Origin of the sequence: Pseudomonas sp. Z1-14 (assembly GCF_051132005.1) — a bacterium.
GTDB lineage: Bacteria > Pseudomonadota > Gammaproteobacteria > Pseudomonadales > Pseudomonadaceae > Aquipseudomonas.
The window spans coordinates 405,558-423,904 of record NZ_CP071646.1 but is presented as its reverse complement, the minus strand read 5'-3'; the positions used below and the strand labels follow the sequence as shown (position 1 = coordinate 423,904).

At 62.3% G+C, this 18,347-nt stretch carries 11 protein-coding genes; 2 read left to right on the top strand and 9 right to left on the bottom strand.

What is annotated here, in order from left to right; all coding sequences use genetic code 11:
• Positions 1-12 precede the first annotated feature (12 nt).
• Positions 13-1,266, bottom strand: coding sequence for a serine hydroxymethyltransferase (gene glyA / locus J3P89_RS01995; RefSeq protein ID WP_434696583.1), 1,254 nt, complete (start codon positions 1,264-1,266; stop codon positions 13-15).
• 308 nt (positions 1,267-1,574) lie between these two features.
• Positions 1,575-2,279: a TraX family protein gene (locus J3P89_RS01990; RefSeq protein WP_434696582.1), complete on the bottom strand. Its 705-nt coding sequence runs from the start codon at positions 2,277-2,279 to the stop codon at positions 1,575-1,577.
• Positions 2,280-2,473: 194 nt separating this feature from the next.
• On the opposite strand from J3P89_RS01990, the gene J3P89_RS01985 reads away from it, so the two are divergent.
• Positions 2,474-3,514 (top strand): low specificity L-threonine aldolase, encoded by a 1,041-nt coding sequence (locus J3P89_RS01985; protein ID WP_434655109.1) that lies wholly within the window; start codon positions 2,474-2,476, stop codon positions 3,512-3,514.
• Between the two features lie 187 nt (positions 3,515-3,701).
• Here J3P89_RS01985 and gbcB read toward each other — a convergent pair whose 3' ends face one another.
• Positions 3,702-4,802, bottom strand: coding sequence for a glycine-betaine demethylase subunit GbcB (gene gbcB, locus J3P89_RS01980; protein WP_305498306.1), 1,101 nt, complete (start codon positions 4,800-4,802; stop codon positions 3,702-3,704).
• A gap of 281 nt (positions 4,803-5,083) precedes the next feature.
• On the opposite strand from gbcB, the gene gbcA reads away from it, so the two are divergent.
• On the top strand, positions 5,084-6,379 hold the full coding sequence (gene gbcA / locus J3P89_RS01975; protein ID WP_305498304.1) for a glycine-betaine demethylase subunit GbcA: 1,296 nt from the start codon (positions 5,084-5,086) through the stop codon (positions 6,377-6,379).
• 114 nt (positions 6,380-6,493) lie between these two features.
• Here gbcA and J3P89_RS01970 read toward each other — a convergent pair whose 3' ends face one another.
• From J3P89_RS01970 to dgcB, 6 genes are all read right to left on the bottom strand, one after another.
• Positions 6,494-7,738, bottom strand: coding sequence for a metallophosphoesterase (locus J3P89_RS01970; RefSeq protein WP_434696581.1), 1,245 nt, complete (start codon positions 7,736-7,738; stop codon positions 6,494-6,496).
• Positions 7,739-7,765: 27 nt separating this feature from the next.
• Positions 7,766-9,634 carry a hypothetical protein gene (locus J3P89_RS01965; protein WP_434696580.1) on the bottom strand — a complete coding sequence of 623 codons (1,869 nt, stop codon included), beginning with the start codon at positions 9,632-9,634 and terminating at the stop codon, positions 7,766-7,768.
• A gap of 155 nt (positions 9,635-9,789) precedes the next feature.
• Positions 9,790-13,242, bottom strand: coding sequence for a GMC oxidoreductase (locus tag J3P89_RS01960; protein WP_434696579.1), 3,453 nt, complete (start codon positions 13,240-13,242; stop codon positions 9,790-9,792).
• 1,134 nt (positions 13,243-14,376) lie between these two features.
• Positions 14,377-15,147 (bottom strand): electron transfer flavoprotein subunit beta, encoded by a 771-nt coding sequence (locus tag J3P89_RS01955; protein ID WP_434627552.1) that lies wholly within the window; start codon positions 15,145-15,147, stop codon positions 14,377-14,379.
• A 15-nt stretch (positions 15,148-15,162) separates the two neighbouring features.
• Positions 15,163-16,383: an electron transfer flavoprotein subunit alpha/FixB family protein gene (locus J3P89_RS01950; protein ID WP_434696577.1), complete on the bottom strand. Its 1,221-nt coding sequence runs from the start codon at positions 16,381-16,383 to the stop codon at positions 15,163-15,165.
• The gene (dgcB, locus tag J3P89_RS01945; protein WP_434696576.1) at positions 16,383-18,332 is read right to left on the bottom strand and encodes a dimethylglycine demethylation protein DgcB; all 1,950 of its coding nucleotides are present in this window, start codon (positions 18,330-18,332) and stop codon (positions 16,383-16,385) included. The genes J3P89_RS01950 and dgcB overlap by 1 nt, the downstream gene beginning before the upstream one ends.
• Positions 18,333-18,347 lie beyond the last annotated feature (15 nt).

Here is an 18,347-nt window from a genome sequence, read left to right as displayed (position 1 = left end):
TCCAGAACCGACTCAGCGATAAACCGGGAAGTCCGCGCACAAGGCCGCCACTTGCTGCGCGACATTGGCCTCGACATCGGCATCGCCGAGGTTGTCGAGGATGTCGCAGATCCAGCCGGCCAGCGTGACGCACTGGGTCACCTTGAAGCCGCGGGTGGTCACTGCCGGCGTACCGATGCGCAGGCCCGAGGTCACGAACGGCGATTGCGGGTCGTTCGGCACGGCGTTCTTGTTGACGGTGATGTGGGCGCGGCCCAGGGCGGCGTCCGCGTCCTTGCCGGTCAGGCCCTGGCGGATCAGGCTGACCAGGAACAGGTGGTTGTCGGTGCCGCCGGACACTACATCGTAGCCGCGCTTGATGAACACGCCCGCCATGGCCTGGGCGTTGTCGATCACTTGCTGCTGGTAAGCCTTGAAGCCCGGCTCCGCCGCTTCCTTGAAGCACACCGCCTTGCCAGCGATGACGTGCATCAGCGGGCCGCCCTGGGCTCCGGGGAATACGGCGGCGTTGAGCTTTTTCTCGATCTCTTCGTTGGCCTTGGCCAGGATCAGGCCGCCGCGTGGGCCGCGCAGGGTCTTGTGGGTAGTGGTGGTGACCACGTCGGCGTACGGCAGCGGGTTCGGGTACAGGCCGGCGGCAACCAGGCCGGCGACGTGGGCCATGTCGACGAACAGCAGCGCACCGACCTTGTCGGCGATCTGGCGGAAGCGGGGGAAATCCAGGGTCTTGGAATAGGCAGAAAAACCGGCCACGATCATCTTCGGCTTGCACTCGACCGCCAGGCGCTCGACTTCGTCGTAGTCGATCAGGCCCGTAGCGGTGTCGATGCCGTATTGCACCGCGTTGTACAGCTTGCCCGAGGACGACACCTTGGCGCCGTGGGTCAGGTGACCGCCGTGGGCCAGGCTCATGCCGAGGATGGTGTCACCGGCTTGCAGCGAGGCCAGGTACACGGCGCTGTTGGCCGACGAACCGGAATGCGGCTGGACGTTGGCGTAATCGGCGCCGAACAGTTGTTTGGCGCGCTCGATGGCCAGGGCTTCGACCTTGTCGACGTGCTCGCAGCCACCGTAGTAGCGCTTGCCCGGGTAACCTTCGGCGTACTTGTTGGTCAGGCCGCTGCCCTGGGCCTGCATCACGCGCTTGCTGGTGTAGTTCTCCGACGCGATCAGTTCGATGTGATCTTCCTGGCGTTGCTCCTCGGCATTCATCGCCGCCAGCAGTGCATCGTCGTAACCCTGGATCTGGTCTTGCTTGCTGAACATCGCGTCTCTCCCAGCGGCGGCGGTGCGCCTTTCGTCTCGGTGAGGCACGGACCGTTTCGGTCGTGCCCTTTGGATGCGATGGTATGGCCGGCGCAGGCAGGTCAAATGCCTATGGACGCCACGCAAAGGTGCGTTTACGACATGGGATCAAATGGAATCGAAGACGGCCCTTGTGGCGAGGGAGCTTGCTCCCGCTGGGCTACGAAGTAGCCCTAAGACCAGACGCCTCGGCACATCAGGTAAATCCGGGGTGGCCTTTTGGGAGGGCTTCGCCCTCCAGCGGGAGCAAGCTCCCTCGCCACGAAGGGTTATGCAATGACCTGGCGGACCGCGAGCAATATAAGGAAATGCCCGGGATACAGCGCATACGCCCAGCGCCGCATGGGCACTGGACGAAAACGCCCCGCCTGTCGCAAAAGCGCCAGCCCAAGCCATGGCGCGATCAGGCAAGCCACCAGCCCCCAGACCGCCACCGTGTCGCCCAGCCATGCCGCGCCATACAACACCCGCCATTGATTGGCCGCCACGCAGACCATTCCCGGTAGCAACGCGAAATACCAAGGCCGGCGATGCACCAGCAACATCGCCAACGGCAGCAGCACGCCGTAGAACCCGAACATCAACTGTGACGAGCACAGCGCCGCCAGCAGCAGCGCCGCCACCGCCAGGCATCGCGCCTGCAAGGTGGGGGTTTGCCAACAGCGCGCCAGCAACAATCCCAGCACCAGCGTCGGCATCACGTTCAATGTCGTGGGGTTGGGAACGAACAAGCGGTAGGGGATTTCACTGATGGCGCTGAACAGCAACAGCCAGCCCAGGTAACGCCACGGAAGCGAGCTGGCGCCGTTGCGTGCGAGGTTGGCCGCCATCGCCAGGCAGAACCAGGGAAACGCCAAGCGCCCCGGCACATAAAGCCAATCGGCGGAAAAACCGACATATCGCAGATGATCGAGGACCATCGACAACAGTGCCAGCCACTTGAGCAGGTCCAGCGCAGCGTCGCGCTGACTCATGCGTACTGCGGCCCGCTGATTTTGTGATTTTCTGACCTAAACATCCCGTGTGCTCCCTCGCTAATCTTGGGTAAAGTGCGCACCACTATCGACCACGGCGCTGTGGACCCAAACACGCCGAACCATGGAACCCCTCACCCGGGAATTCCACCAGGGATCTCTTACCCAGGATTCTCTATTCAAGGAGCAAGGCCATGACCGACAAGAGCCAACAATTCGCCAGCGACAACTATTCCGGCATTTGCCCCGAAGCCTGGGCGGCCATGGAAGAAGCCAACCAGGGCCACCAGCGCGCCTATGGCGACGATGAATGGACCCACCGCGCGGCGGATGATTTCCGTGCCCTGTTCGAAACCGACTGCGAAGTGTTCTTCGCGTTCAACGGCACGGCCGCCAACTCCCTGGCCCTGTCGTCGCTGTGCCAGAGTTACCACAGCGTGATCTGCTCGGAAACCGCCCACGTCGAAACGGACGAATGCGGCGCGCCGGAATTCTTCTCCAACGGCTCCAAGCTCTTGGTGGCGCGCACCGAAAACGGCAAGCTGACCCCCGAGTCGATCCGCGAGATCGCCCTCAAGCGCCAGGACATCCATTATCCCAAGCCGCGCGTGGTGACCCTGACCCAGGCTACGGAAGTCGGCAGCGTCTATACCCCGGAAGAAATCCGCGCCATCAGCGTTACCTGCAAGGAACTGGGTTTGAACCTGCACATGGACGGCGCGCGCTTTTCCAACGCCTGCGCCTTCCTCGGCTGCACCCCGGCCGACCTGACCTGGAAGGCCGGCGTCGACGTGCTGTGCTTCGGCGGCACGAAAAACGGCATGGCGGTGGGCGAAGCGATCCTCTTCTTCAACCACGACCTGGCGGAAGATTTCGACTATCGCTGCAAACAGGCCGGCCAGTTGGCCTCGAAGATGCGCTTCCTCTCCGCCCCCTGGGTCGGCCTGCTGCAGAACGACGCCTGGCTCAAGCATGCCCGCCACGCCAACCGTTGCGCGCAATTGCTGGCGCAACTGGTCAGCGACATTCCTGGCGTCGAACTGATGTTCCCGGTCCAGGCCAACGGCGTGTTCCTGCAACTCTCGGAACCGGCCATCGCCGCGCTGACCGCCCGGGGCTGGCGCTTCTACACCTTCATCGGCAAAGGCGGCGCACGGTTCATGTGCTCGTGGGATACCGAAGAAGCGCGAGTGCGGGAGTTGGCGGCGGATATTCGGGAAGTGATGAGCGCCTGAGGCAACCACCGATGCATCAAGGCCGTTTGCCCTTTTAAGCTTCAGGGCTTTCGTAGCGAGGGAGCTTGCTCCCGCTCGGCTGCGCAGCAGTCGCCTCCGGTAAGCACGAGCTATCTGATGGATCGCATGGGGCTGCTGCGCAGCCCAGCGGGAGCAAGCTCCCTCGCCACAGGGGGCTCGCTGCGGGTTAAAACTCGATCCGCACATCCCCCTTCGGCACGCTGCAGCACGACAGGATGTAACCCTCGGCCTCGTCGTCCTCGGTGATGCCGCCGTTGTGTTCCATCTCCACTTCGCCGCCCAGCTTCATGACTTTGCAAGTGCCGCAGATGCCCATGCCGCACGCCTTGGGAATCATCAGGCCGAGCTTGGCTGCTGCCGCGTGGACGGTTTCGCCCGGTGCCACGCCGATGCTCTTGCCCGACGCGACGAATTCCACCTGATGCAGGTCCGCCTGGTCGACTTCAGGCGCATCCGCCGCCTGTTCGGCCTGCTCCACCGCGTCGGCGCGGGCTTCCGGTGGCGTGGCGCCGAAGGATTCCTCGTGGTAGCGCTTCATGTCGTAGCCGGCCGCTTCCAGCAGACGCTTGACCGCGCTCATGTACGGCGTCGGGCCGCAGCAGAACACTTCGCGCTCAAGGAAATCCGGCACCATCAGTTCCAGCATCTTGTGGTTCAGGTAGCCACGATACCCGGCCCACGGCTCGCCCAAACCATGCTTTTCGCAGATCAGGTGCAAGCTGAAGTTATCGATCCGCGACGCCATGTGCTCCAGCTCGCGGTGGTAGATGATGTCCTTGGGCGAGCGGGCGCTGTGGACGAAGGTCATGTCGACGTTGGCGTTGGTGTCGTAGAACCAGCGGGCCATGGACATGCATGGCGTGATTCCGACACCACCGCTGAGGTACAGGACCTTCGGGCTCGGGAAATCCATGGCATTGAACAACCCCACCGGCCCGTGCACCGCCAGTTCCTGGCCTTCGTGCAGCGTGTCGTGCAGCCAGTTGGAAACCTTGCCCCCCGGCACGCGCTTGATGGTCACCGAGAAGCTGTAGGGCACCGATGGCGAACTGGAGATCGTGTAGGAGCGCATGATCGGCTGGCCTTCGATTTCCAGCTCCAGGGTGACGAACTGCCCGGGCTTGAAAAAGAACATGATCGGCTGGTCGGCCATGAAGCAAAAGGTGCGCACATCCCAGGTTTCCTGGATGACTTTGACGCAACGAACGATATGTCGGCCATTGGCCCAGGTCTGGGTGGTGACCGGGTTCAGGAAATTGTTGGACATGCTGATCTCCACGGCCGACTGTCGGCCTTCATGATGGCGATTGTGCGCAGGCGCCTGCACCGCCATTTACCTATCTGCGACATTCACATACTTATCGCGACCAGCCCCCAACTACCGGGGCTCGCGCGTCGGGAACAGATTGGGCCATGTCGCCCATGGATAAGGTTGCGCCCCTGCGCGGCCCCACACTCGCCCCAACGGATAAACAATATTTCTGCCTTGCGTAGCACCCTTGATTAGCCACTTTCGCCGGCCACAGAGATGGCCATGAGGATAAAACGATGGACGTCACCACTACCCTGAGCCTGGGCGATCCGCTGGAACCCGCACGCAAGGCCACCGCGCAAATGCTGCAAGAGCGCGAGCGGACCTTTTCGCTGCCGCAGCCGTTCTACTCCGATGAGCGCCTGTTTGATATCGACATGCAGGAAATCTTTCAGAAAGAATGGTTGATCGCCGGCATGACCTGCGAAATCCCGGCCAAGGGCAACTACCTGACGCTGCAGGTCGGCAAGAACCCGATCATCGTGATTCGCGGCGCCGAAGGCGTGGTGCACGCGTTCCATAACGTCTGCCGCCACCGTGGCTCGCGGTTGTGCACCAGCGACAAGGGCAAGGTCGCCAAGCTGGTCTGCCATTACCACCAATGGACCTACGAACTGGACGGTCGCCTGCTGTTCGCCGGCACCGAGATGGGCGCCGACTTCGACATGAAGCAGTACGGCCTCAAGCCGGTGAACGTGAAGACCGCCGGCGGCTACATCTTCATCAGCCTGGCCGAGAACCCGCCGGCCATCGATGATTTCCTGTCGACCCTGAACCACTACATGGAACCCTACGACATGGAAAACACCAAGGTGGCGGTGCAAACCACCTTGATGGAAAAGGCCAACTGGAAACTGGTGCTGGAAAACAACCGCGAGTGCTACCACTGCAACGCCTCGCACCCCGAACTGCTCAAGACCCTGCTGGAATGGGACGACGTCACCGATCCGCGGGCCGACCAGGCGTTCAAGGACCACGTGGCCGCTTCCGCCGCCGCCTGGGATGCCGAGAAGATCCCTTACGCCCACGCCAGCTTCGGCCTGCGCAACCGCATCGTGCGCATGCCGCTGCTCAAGGGCACCGTGTCGATGACGATGGACGGCAAGCAGGGCTGCGCCAAACTGATGGGCCGCATCAAGAACCCGGACCTGGGCTCGATGCGCATCCTTCATCTGCCGCACTCATGGAACCACTGCATGGGCGACCACATCATCGTCTTCACGGTGTGGCCGATCAGCGCCCAGGAAACCATGGTCACCACCAAATGGCTGGTGCACAAGGACGCGGTCGAAGGCGTGGACTATGACGTAGAGCGCATGCGCCAGGTCTGGGACGCCACCAACGACCAGGACCGGCGCCTGGCCGAAGAAAACCAGCGCGGCATCAACTCCACCGCCTACCAGCCGGGCCCGTACTCGAAGACTTACGAATTCGGCGTGGTGAATTTCGTCGACTGGTACAGCGAGCGCATGCTGAACAACCTCGGGGCCGAGCCGGCGCCGTACCTCAAGGGTGTTCCGGTCCAGGGCTAAAAACTAAAAGCTTCGCGAGCAAGCCCGCTCCCACAGTTGACCGAGTTTCTTCAGAAGGAATGCGGTCGAATGTGGGAGCGGGCTTGCTCGCGAAGGCGGTCTAACAGCCGACGACTAATGTGAAGACCACCGCACACTGCCATCCTCCCCATAAAACGTCTCGACAATCTCCTCCCCCGCCAGCTGCACCTTCACATACCCGTTCAACACCCGCTCCGGATACGCCTCGTCCCCCGCCAATTGTGTTTCCGACCACAACACCCGAGGATGCCCGTTCAACTCGCTGGTGGTGCCGTAGGGAATCGCTCCATGCCCGACGCAACGTGCCTGCAGCCCGCCTTGCGGCGCATAGCAGATGCCGTTGTGCAGATGGCCCCAATACCAGTAATCCGGCTCACGCCCCAAGGCGTCGCACACCGGTTGGTAGAGCGCGGTCTTGTGGTGTCCGGAAATATCAAAACCCTGGTGATGACTGAGCACCATCAGTTTCTTGCGCTTGGGCAGGCTTTTCATCCACTCGATCTGCTGGGTGTTGAGGGTGCCGTCCATGTACAGGTTCATCGCGTCCGAGGCATAGGCGCTGTCCAGGCCAACCACCAGCCAGTCATCGTTGTACAGGGCGAAGTAGCTGGTGCCTTGCTGCACCGGAAAGCGCTTGGCCAACTCCCGGAAATAACCGTGGGCGCCGCTGTACATTTCGTGATTGGAATTGAGCGTGAAAGAGCCGTGCCTGCCCTGGGGCCAGCCGGCCATGTCGACGTCTTCCTGGGAGTGGGTGCCGGCGTAGTAGACATCCCCCAGGTGAATGGTGAAATCGGCCTGGGCCAGTTGCATCTGGTTGGCGACGGCCACAGCGGGTGCGTGACTGTCGAACGGGCCGGTGCCCCAGTCGCCAGCAATGGCCAGCACCACGTCATTGTCCATTTTCACCAGCGCCGGGGTGGTAGCGAACGGTGCGTGGTGACGCAGGTTCTCGATCCACTTGAGCAGCGCCTCGCTCCACAACAGGTCCAGCAGCTCCCATTTTCGGCAACCGAGCAAGGTGCCATCCTTGAGCACTCGGGTTGGCAGTTCCTCTTCCTTTTGCGGCAAAGGCGTGGCGTTGCCGATTTTCAGAATCGACAGGCCGTGGGCCAGTTCCCACGGCACGGCCGGTTCATCGTCGGGCAAATCACCATGATCAATGACATGCCGGGCTTGAGCGTGGCCACGCTCGAGCAGCTTGACGATGGCCTGGAACTCCTCGGGCTCCAGGTCGTTGACGAGTTTTTTCCAGGACATTTCCAGCCGCGTGACCAACCCGTGCAAGCGGACCTTGACCTTGTCGAACTCATGTTCCCAATGGTGCAGTAATGACATGTAAACGCTCCTTCGTTTTGCCCCGGACTACAGGGTCTTCATGAATTCGATCAAAGCCCGTTTGTCGACGTCCGACAGCTGCGTGCCGTACAGGTGGCCGCCGTTGTGGTTGCCTTCGAGCCGAGTGTCGTATTTGAAATCCGCCGACGCCTTCATCTGCGCGCCGCTGGTGATGAAACCAACCTTCTGCGGGTCGTAGATGTCGGAGCCGGTGTAGAACACTTGCGGGCGCTGCTCGGGTGTTTGCAGCAGATCCCACAGGGTCGGCACCGAACCGTTATGCAGGTACGGCGCGCGCAGCCAGATGCCGTCGGTGGGCGTGTTGCTGTAGCTCTGGGTCTTGCGGTAGGCGCCAAAGTCGAACGGCGGTTTCTTGAAACCATGGAACGCCGCCACCAGCCCGGTGGTGAAGGAATTCAGCCGATGGGGATCGGTGCCCAACTGGTCGATGTTGGTGGTGACCTGGCCGGTGTCGCTGCGGCCGAAGTCGTGGCAACCGGCACAGTTCTGCTCCCAGATCGGTTTGCCCTGGGCGACTTTCGCCTGATCCAGGGCGAACGGCCAGGCCGGTGGCTTGTGGCCCAGCAACCAGTTGGTCACCCGGTTGAAGCTCGGCGGCAGCACCGATTCCGGCGTCGCGCCCACGGCCATGGCGGCGGCGTAGTTGCGTTCGTGGATCTTGTTGTTATTGCCGTCCCAGTGCAGGTACATGGACTCGCGGGGTTTCTGGTTCCACACCTGCGGCAAGTCCACGGTGCCGATGGTGGAGTCATCCGGGAAGCCGAAGACCACCATCTTGGTCGGGTTGAACGTGTCGGTCCGCCCCGGTCCCTGGGCCGGACGCAGCTTCTGCCAGGCGTACGCCTGTTTCTGCTTGAGCAGCGCACTCTTGGCCATCGGAATGATCAGGTAGCGGTTATAGAGCTTTTCGATGAACCCCAGCTGGAACTTGCCGTTAATCGCCGCCATGACCGCATCCGGGGTGAATTTCGGATCGCTGGCACACTCGTAGGCGAACCACTGGAAGGCTTGCAATTGCAGGGTATTGGCCGGCGCGGCGGCGACCGGCACCGCTACGTCAGTGGCATTGGCCCGGTAGGAACCGGTGTGGCACAGCGCGCAGTTGGGCTCCACCGTGGGGTAACCGAGCTGCCGCTTGGCCATGCCGATGGGCAAGTCGTTGCCGTTTTCATAGAGGAAGCCGAACACCTCATAACCGCCTGGCTTGGGCAGTTTTTCCGGGCACATCTGTGGCAGCACGGCGAACAGGTAGTAGGGAATCCGCGCTTCGATGCCCAGGCCGATGGCGGCGTATTTGTAATGATCTTCGTCGGAGGCGAAGTCCGGCTGCGGCACCTCGCGGATCATCTGATACCAGGTCTGGTAGCCGATGAAGCCAAGCACCAGCAGCACAATCAGCGCGCCTACCTTGAAGCCATGGCTTTGCCAGCGATGTGCCCAGCCTTCACGCCATTCGCGCCAACCGGCCCGGAGCAAGGCCAGCGGACGATTGGCCGCCGGGCTGCCCAGATACAACAGCACGCCCAGAATCAGGAACATGCTCAGGTCGCCCATCAACATTGGCACGAACAGTTGGCCCTGGTTGTTGGTGTTGATCAGGTAGATCCAGAACACCACCGCCACCAGACGCGACAGCACGCATAACCACGAATGCACCACGAAACGCGGCGCGTTGAACCCCGAGGGCATGTAGAACAGGCTGATCCCCACCAGCAACATGCCGGCGTTTTCCAGCCATGGATCGGACAGCACCGGCGGCAGGCCAAGCATGGACGTCAGCAACGCCGGCGCGAACAGCGCCGGGATCGCGAAGACCATGTTCATGACGATTCCGATCCAGATGATGCGTTGGAACCAGCGGATACAAGTGTTCATGGCATCCTTTTCCTTAATTCCTGACTCACCACAAAACCCATGTGGCGAGGGAGCTTGCTCCCGCTGGGCCGCGTAGCGGCCCCCAAGACTTCAAAAGCGACGACCGCTTCGCAGCCGAGCGGGAGCAAGCTCCCTCGCCACGGGATAGTCATACTTCAACCGAGCGCCGTCTTCTCCAGGTGCCCAAGGATGATCGGATACACATCCACCACCGCGTCCTTGCCGAACATGCAGTCGATGTGGCCGTAGCCGGGGACCTCATGACGGCTGAACAGCTGCGGACCGTGCATCTCGCATAACCGTTCGTAGGTCTTGAGGGTGCTCTGCGGCAAGTAGCACTGGTTGTCGGCGCCGCTGATGAAGCAGATCGGCAACTTCAACCGATCGAAATGCGGCATGTAGACGTCGTTGCCCTTGAAGTCCACCAGGTGCCCCTTGCGCACGATCAGCGCCAGGTGCTCGAAGGTCTGGATGTTCGACTCGCCGAACAATTCATGCAGATTGTCGTGCAGGGTTTCATTGAGGGTGTCGTGGCGGTACAGCGACGCATACATGAACGTGATGCGGTGGCAGACCGGGTTGGTGCAGTAACCCTGGGCCTCGATCCGAGCGTAGCCGTTGAGGGCCTTGTCGTAGAGTTTGTTGAACCAGCTTTCCTTGGTGTCGGCATAGGCCGTCATGGACTTGATGCCGATGGCATCGAGCATCCCCGGCAAATGCAAACCGGCCTTCAACCCGGTGGCGGTGGCCACCACCGTGTCGGCGGCGATCTGCGAGCAGACCACCGAGCGCACGCCCTGCAAGCCCGCCAGCATCGACATGAAGAACGTCGTCGCGCCGTAGCAATGCACTACGCATTGCACGTCACGAGCCGAGGTCGCCTGCTGGATTTGCCCGATAGCGGCCTTGAAGTCGTATTGGGCCACCTGATCGCCGTTCCATTCGTTTTTGCTCGCTGGGAGCAGGATACTCACCCGCAAATCCAGCAGCCAGACGTCGTACTCGTGCTTGCACAGGTACTCCAACAGGTTGGTATGGATGGTGTCGGTGGAAAAGATATTCGAGCCCACGCCCAGGCCATGGACCAGCATCACCGGGCCCTTGCTGCCTGCCTGGTAGCGCGTCAGGCGCAGCTCGACGTGGTCTTCGGTCTGGAAGAAATGCACCACCGGGGCCGGCGCATCCAGCGGCCGTTTCAAGCGCGACGGCGCGTCCGGATTGAAATAGACATCGCCAGCGAACACTCCGCCGTAGCTCTCCCACAGGATGCCTGCGAAAAACTTGCCGAATCGCGCAAGCGCCTCCACCCGCTCACGCTCGTTGCGAGCGTTGAGCACTTTCATGGTGGTCATCTGCTTGGCAAAATCCGCCGGCAGGATGTGCATCACCCCCGAGCCGAGCACCGCGCCGCTCTTGTCCGGCCCGCGATAGAGCGTGACGTAGAGGGTGCTGGTGTCGTGCCAGATGTTCAGCACGCCGTTGTCCTCCGGCACGGTCTTGAACGCACTGAAAAAATAGTCGCTGCCGTCTTCGGCGGTCAGTTTCATGTCGTAGTTCATGTGCCGCACGCCGACCTGATCCTGATACTGCTCGAACAGGTTGAACACGCCGTTGCTGGCGACCAACGGCTTCGCCGACAGCAGGGGGGCATCGAGGGTACCCACCAGGGTCGCAGCGTGCTCCGGCTCCTTGATCAAACGATCAAGGTCGGCAGCGGTGATGGTCAGCGTAAATTCGATGGGCGAGTTGTCAGCCTTGCCGCGCTTGGCAGCTTCCTCGTAAAGCGGCAGGTCGGTGCCCTGGGGCTGGGTAAAGGCGCTGGAGAAATAGCCCTTCATGGTTTCGGTGAATTGCACACCGAGGGTCGGCGCCGCCACTGGTTTGCGCGGGGCCGACGGCAGCGTGTAGTCGATCAGCCAACCGCGATCGGCCGCCAGCAGGCCCATGTTGCGTTCACTCACCGCTGAAATGGTCAGCAGCGGATTGACCGCCAGGGACGTCGGGATCACCGAGCCGTCCGTCACGTACAAGCCTGGGTAGACGTCGGTACCGCTGGCGCCACTGAACACCTGCCCCTTGTGATTGACCACGCCCTGGGCGGCGTCCTCGCCCATCACGCAACCGCCCAGTGGATGGACCGAGACGATGCTGTGCTTGAGGAGTTTGGTCCAGATCGGGTTTTCGACCCAGATCCCGCCCAGGGCCTTGGTGCTCTGGTGCAGACGCTCGTTGCCGAGGGTAACGTTTTGCTGCTCGCCGACACCGGACCAGTCGATGCGCAGCTGGTCCTTGTTATCGAGGACCATGCGGCCCTTGCCGTTGTCATGGCTCATGATCAGGTAGGTCTGCATGTTATGCAGCGCGCCGTAGTACGGCCCGCGCAGGAAGCTTTCGGCTTCGCGCCCCTTGTACCTGAGGGCGGCACCAAAACCGGTGTCGGTGGGCACGCCGATCATCTCGGCGAACGCCGCCATGCTCGGCACCATGGCCCGGCCGAGGGCGCCGGGGATCGAGCCTTCTTCGATAACCATGCGGCTGCGCCAGTCGCCTTCGGTGCGCATGTCGATCACCGAGGTGATGCACGGCCCCACCGGCTCCAGCTCCTTGGCCGAATGAGCGCCAAAACCGATGCCGTTGATGACCTGATCGCAGTTGTGGCCGAAGCCGAGGATGTCGCCGTTGCCGCTCATGTTCTCGCCCAACTGGGCAGACATCGACAGGCCCTTGTCCCGCGAGCGCAACATGATCTCGGTGGAGCCCAGGGTGCCGGCGGACACCACCACGATATCGGCGCGCACGAACAGCGTTGGCGCCGAGAACATTTCGCGACCACTGTCCAGGTACTGGAAATGCACGATCCAGCCGTCGCCATCGCGCTCCAGGTGCCGCACCTCAGCCTGGCAGAAAATCTCCGTGCCATGGTTCCAGGCGTCCGGCAGATAATTCATCAGCGTGGTGTTCTTGGCCTTGTTGTTACAGCCCGAGACGCAGTCGCCACAGCCATTGCACGGCAACTGCTCGACGCCGACGTGGTTGAGGTTGTTCGGCAACTTGTCGAAAGTTACGTTGATCGGCGGCTTGTAGAAATGCGCGCCCTGCTTGAGGTAATCAGCGGACTTCTTATGGGCGTCGAGCTTGGGCAGGTTCGGCGAGGACGCCGGATAAGGATTGGGCTTGAGCATTTCCCGAGCCCGCGCGTAGCCGTCCTGGAGCAGCGTGTCGCTGTGCTCGCGCATCGCCAGCGGCCAGCGCGGATCCTCGAACACGCCGGGCTCGGCTTCCAGGGCGACGTTGGCGTTGATCAGTGACGTGCCGCCCAGGCCACACCCGACCACCACGTTCTGCTGGGCGTTGACGTGCAGGTCGAACAGCCCGGTGCGCGAACCGATGTGGCCGTCGGGGTCGTGCACCTGCAACTCCTCGGTGGCAGCGAGCAATGTATTGGGGTATTCGCCCGGCTGGATTTCCCGGCCACGTTCCAGCAGGCAGACCTTGCGCCCGGCCCGGGACAGGCGCGACGCAGCAATGCCGCCGCCGTAGCCGGAACCGATGACGATCACGTCGTAGTGTTCCTTGATTTCACTGATGGGGGTCGATATCCGTGTCATGTTCAAGTCCTCTCAGGCAGAAGGGGCAACTCTGCGGTTGCCTGTAGTTTCAAGGCGCACGAACGCCTGGCCGCTATCCCGTATGGGTTGGAGCGGCAGTCAACGGTGTTGATGGGAGGGAACCTCAGGCGCTATAGGCGTGCACGCTGATTGGCGGCACGCCGACCGTTGCGCCGGGGTAACGAGGTCATGGGGGTGGGCATGCAGGTCGGGGTTGAAGCGGGATACAAATTTCGGGGCTTGCTATCCATCATGCGTTCTCCCTGAACCGGCATGGATAAAGTCGCGCTGTCCTTGTGCCATGAGTGAAGACAGGCGACACCCATACGTCAAGGCGGTTCCTTAGAACTGTATGAAATTTGATCTATCGCATTCCGCGCTAAGCCTGCCTTGACCTGTAGCGTTCGACGAACAAGTTATCCACAAGGCAACCCACAGCTAATGGGGACAAGTGTCGAGGTGATCTGGATTTTGTCAGGGCAAATGTGAACAAAATCCGTGACTTATTTGCAAACAGGAGTTTCATACCTGATTGACCAGTTTTTGATCAATACGCCGTAAGCCCCACACAGCGTGGCCTGTAGGACAGAGCGAACATGTTATCCACAGAAGCGCCAACAGCGTTTGGGGGTAATTTGACGATTTTATGGAAAACAGGCTGAGCAGCCACCAACCCAGTGTTATGGCGGTGGTTTTTCTACTTGAAGTCGATGATTGATCATTAATCGATCAACTCAATGGAAGCCCCGTACTGCATGGGTTGCAGCGTTGAGCGAACATCTTATCCACAGAAGCGCCAACAGAGATTGGGGGCAAGTCTGGCTTGGCATGCTGCGTTGCTCGCAGACAAAAGCTAATGAAAACCGCCAGTTAAACTGGTTGTTATTTGAGCGAAGGTCTACAGAGAGCGATTTACATGGGTTGCAGCGAGGGGCAAACAGGTTATCCACAGCTGGACACACAGGGATTGTGGGTAACCGTGAAATTTCGGCAGGCACAACACTCAGATGCATCGCCGGCCCTTGTGGGAGCGAGCTTGCTCGCGATGGCGGACCATCAGCACCATCATCGCTAGCTGACAGACCGCTATCGCGAGCAAGCTCGCTCCCACAGGGAACCTGGGCGTTCCTGGGATTAGCGAACCACCCCTTCCTCCACCAGCAGCTTCAGAATCGCCTCGGCCCCCGCCTCCGGAGTGACACCCTTGAGCACCTGCCCACCTCCGCCGCTGGCCTTGGCCGTGGCGGCTTTCATGCGGTCGGCGCCGCTCTTGGCCTTGATGACCTTCAGGCGCTTGGGCCGTGGCTTGGCCGGTTGCAGGGTTGCCACCGCCAGCAGGCTGTCGTCGACCACTTCGACTTCTTCCGCCTGCAACGCTCCACGCCGCGCCGGGCCATAGGCGCTCTGCCGTGGTTTGGGCGCGGCGTTATCCACAGTGGCCAGAAACGGCAGGCGCACCTTGAGCCGACGGCGCTGGCCGCGGGGCAAGGCTTGCAGCACCAGGGCCACGCCGTTGTCGATGGATTCGACCTGGGCCAATCCCACCACCAACGGCCAACCGAGGTTTTCCGCCAACAGAAACGGCAGCATGCCCGAGCCTTCACCGGTTTCCGCCTGGCTGCCGGTGAGCACCACTTGGGCGCCAGCGTCTCTCAGATATTCGGTCAACGCCGGCAACGCATCGGCGCCCTCTGGATTATCCAACACGTGAAGCTCATCCAGGCCCATGCCCAGGTAGGCGCGCAGTGCCGGTTCGGCCACGTCGCCGGCATGCAGCACTTGCAGTTCATTGCCGGCCAGTTGCAGGCCCAGCTCCACGGCGCGGGCATCCTGTTCGGCGCGCCGGGGCCGACCAGAGGTCGGGTGGGCGCCGATGGAGACGAGGCTGATCACTTGGGTACTCATGAACGTTTCCTTAGCTTAAGCCGCATCACGCCTGGCTTCGTTGCGGTAAGCCTCTACCGCCGCGATCAGGGCCTGGAGAATCGCCGCGCTGTCGCCGATCACCGACAAGTCCGCGCGCTTGATCATGTCGCAGCCCGGATCAAGGTTGATCGCCACCACCTTGTCGCAGGCACCGATGCCTTGCAGGTGCTGGATCGCCCCGGAAATCCCCACGGCCACGTAGACCCGTGCGGTGACCCAGGTGCCGCTGGCGCCAACCTGGCGATCGCGGGCCATGAAACCGTCGTCCACCGCCACCCGCGAGGCGCCTTCGGTCGCGCCCAAGGCCGCCGCGGTTCTGTGGAAAAGCTCCCAATCCTTGACGCCGTTGCCGCCGGAGAAAATGAATTCGGCCTCGGCCATCGGGATCGCGCCCGGATCCACCGCCACCGCACCAAGATCCTCGATCCGCGACAAGCTGCGCGCCACGCTTGTGGATAACTCCACCGGCAAGGCCTCGTGGCGGGTCTCGCTAACTGGCTCGGCGCACTCGGCCGCTGCCAGGATCAGTCGCGCCAATGGTCGGGCCAGGTCTTGCAGGCCAGCACCGGCCCGGCCGATGCACTCTTCACCCTTGACCTGCCAGACACGAGTGGCCGGGCGTTCGCCCAGGGCCGCGGCGAAGCGCCGACCCAGTTCACCGCCTCCGCTGCGGCTGTCAGGCAACAGCCAATGGCGTGGGCTGAACTGGTTATCCACAGCCCGCAGGCCTTGGACCCGTTGTTCCGGTGCATAACCGCTGAATCCCTCGCCCTCAAGCACCAGCAAGCGGTCCACGCCCGCCGTGGCGAAGGCATTCTCTTTATGCTCGCCGAACACCACCGCCAGGACCGCGCCGTCCGCGCCCGCCAATTGATGGGCCAGGCCCAACAGGTCGCGGTCGTGACTGCTGAGACGGCCACCGACCATGTCCGGGACCACACTGATGTAAAACGCCGGTTGCGGCACCTGATGCAGCGGTAGCTGCACTTCGGTGGCCGCGGTGCGCTTGGTCGCGCCGCCCTGCTGGGCGCCGCTGCGGTCGATGCGCTTGATGCCGTTGGGGCCGATGAAGCCGACCCCATGGACGTTCTTGCGAATGACGCCGTTAGGGCCCATCCAGCTGTGCTGCACCGGTTGCATGGCCGCGTGCAGCGGGTGCAGCCGGTTACGGGCGATCCACTCGGCGCGAGGGTCGCGGCGGATGATGTCGGTCATCAATGCACCTCCGCAGGTTCACGTTTGGCCGGAGCCACGGGCTTGCTCGGGGTCGTATCCTCGAGCAGCGCATCGGCCACCAGTTCGGCAATGTCCTTGATCATTGGTCGTGGTTCGACCACGCCTTCCAGCATCGCGGTGCACTGTGGACAACCCACGGCCACCAGTTCGGCGCCGGTTTCGCGGATGTCTTCCATGCGCATGTCAGGAATACGCTGCTTGCCCGGAATGTCGGTGATCGGCGCACCGCCACCGCCGCCGCAGCAACGGGAACGGAAACCGGAGCGCTGCATCTCCTTGACCTCGATGCCCAGCGCACGCAGCACCTGGCGCGGTGCCTCGTATTCGCCGTTGTAGCGGCCCAGGTAGCAGGGGTCGTGATAAGTCACGCTGTCGCCCTTGTGCTGGCCGAGGTTCAGCGCGCCGGCGTCGATGATTTCCGCCAGATAGGTGCTGTGGTGCTGCACCAGGTAGTTGCCATCGAAGGCGCCGTACTCGTTTTTCAGCACGTGGAAGCTGTGGGGGTCGCAGGTGACGATGCGGTTGAAGCGGTATTTGGCCAGGGTCTGGATGTTGCGCTTGGCCAACAGCTGGAACGTCGCTTCATCACCGAGGCGCCGGGCCACGTCGCCGCTGTCGCGTTCTTCGAGGCCGAGCACGGCGAAGTCGATCTTCGCCGCCTTGAGGACTTTGACGAAGGCGCGCAAGGTGCGCTGGTTGCGCATGTCGAAGGCACCGTCACCGACCCAGAACAGCACGTCGGTGGATTTTTTCTCGCTGAGCAGATTAAGGTTCAAGTCCGCCGCCCAGTTCATCCGCCCGCCCGGGGCGAAGCCGCCAGGGTTGTCGGTGGCGATGAGGTTTTCCAGTACCTCGGCGCCCTTGTTCGGCGTGGCGCCTTTTTCCAGGGTCAGGTGCCGGCGCATGTCGACGATGGCGTCGACGTGCTCGATCATCATCGGGCACTCCTCGACACACGCCCGGCAAGTGGTGCAGGACCACAGGGTCTCGGCGTCCACCAGACCGTTGACGATCGGCTGGTGTGGATTACCGCCGTGCTCGCCAACGGGTTTGCCTGGGTAAGGACTGCCGGCGAACTTCGCATCGGTGCCGCCGGCCAGGCCGACGACCATGTCCTGGATGAGCTTTTTCGGGTTCAGCGGCTGGCCGGCGGCGAACGCCGGGCAGGCCGCTTCGCACTTGCCGCACTGTACGCAGGCGTCGAAGCCGAGCAACTGGTTCCAGGTGAAATCCTTGGGTTTCTCCACACCCAGCGGTGCGGCGGGGTCGTTCAGGTCCAGCGGCTTGAGGCCGGTGGAACGGCCGCCACCAAAACGTTCTGCACGGCGGTGCCAGGCCAGGTGCAGGGCACCGGCGAAGGCGTGCTTCATCGGCCCGCCCCAGGTCATGCCGAAAAACATCTCCGAGACGCCCCAGAGCACGCCCAGCCCCAACAGCGCCACCAGCAACCAGCCACCGAAGTCCGCCGGCAGAATCCCGGCCACCGGCAAGGTGACCAGGAAGCAGCTGATGGAAAACGCGAACAGGCTTTTCGGCAGGCGCATCCAAGGGCCCTTGGATAGCCGCGAGGGCGGGTTGCGACGGCGCAGGGCGATGAAGATCGCGCCGCTGAACATCAGCAACGTGGCGAACAGCAAGGCATAGCCGAGGATACGGTTCTGCAGGCCGAAACCGTGCACCAGGATTGCCAGCACCGCCGCCAGGACAAACCCACCCGCCGTGGCGACGTGGGTATTGGCGATGTATTTGTCCCGCGCCACCACGTGGTGCAAATCCACCATGTAGCGCTTGGGCATGGCGAAGAGGCCACCGATCAGGTCGACTTTCGACGGTCGGCCCCGGCGCCACATGTTCACCCGCCGCAAGGCACCCAGGGCCGCGAGGCCGAGGGCTGCGAACAGCAGGATTGGAAGAAGGGTGTTCAACATAGGTGTTGCTCCCAA

Excerpts from the sequence above, each read along its gene's own strand:
- glyA (WP_434696583.1), bottom strand. The coding sequence starts at position 1,266 with ATGTTCAGCAAGCAAGACCAGATCCAGGGTTACGACGATGCACTGCTG.
- J3P89_RS01990 (WP_434696582.1), bottom strand. The coding sequence starts at position 2,279 with ATGAGTCAGCGCGACGCTGCGCTGGACCTGCTCAAGTGGCTGGCACTG.
- J3P89_RS01985 (WP_434655109.1), top strand. The coding sequence starts at position 2,474 with ATGACCGACAAGAGCCAACAATTCGCCAGCGACAACTATTCCGGCATT.
- gbcB (WP_305498306.1), bottom strand. The coding sequence starts at position 4,802 with ATGTCCAACAATTTCCTGAACCCGGTCACCACCCAGACCTGGGCCAAT.
- gbcA (WP_305498304.1), top strand. The coding sequence starts at position 5,084 with ATGGACGTCACCACTACCCTGAGCCTGGGCGATCCGCTGGAACCCGCA.
- J3P89_RS01970 (WP_434696581.1), bottom strand. The coding sequence starts at position 7,738 with ATGTCATTACTGCACCATTGGGAACATGAGTTCGACAAGGTCAAGGTC.
- J3P89_RS01965 (WP_434696580.1), bottom strand. The coding sequence starts at position 9,634 with ATGAACACTTGTATCCGCTGGTTCCAACGCATCATCTGGATCGGAATC.
- J3P89_RS01960 (WP_434696579.1), bottom strand. The coding sequence starts at position 13,242 with ATGACACGGATATCGACCCCCATCAGTGAAATCAAGGAACACTACGAC.
- J3P89_RS01955 (WP_434627552.1), bottom strand. The coding sequence starts at position 15,147 with ATGAGTACCCAAGTGATCAGCCTCGTCTCCATCGGCGCCCACCCGACC.
- J3P89_RS01950 (WP_434696577.1), bottom strand. The coding sequence starts at position 16,383 with ATGACCGACATCATCCGCCGCGACCCTCGCGCCGAGTGGATCGCCCGT.
- dgcB (WP_434696576.1), bottom strand. The coding sequence starts at position 18,332 with ATGTTGAACACCCTTCTTCCAATCCTGCTGTTCGCAGCCCTCGGCCTC.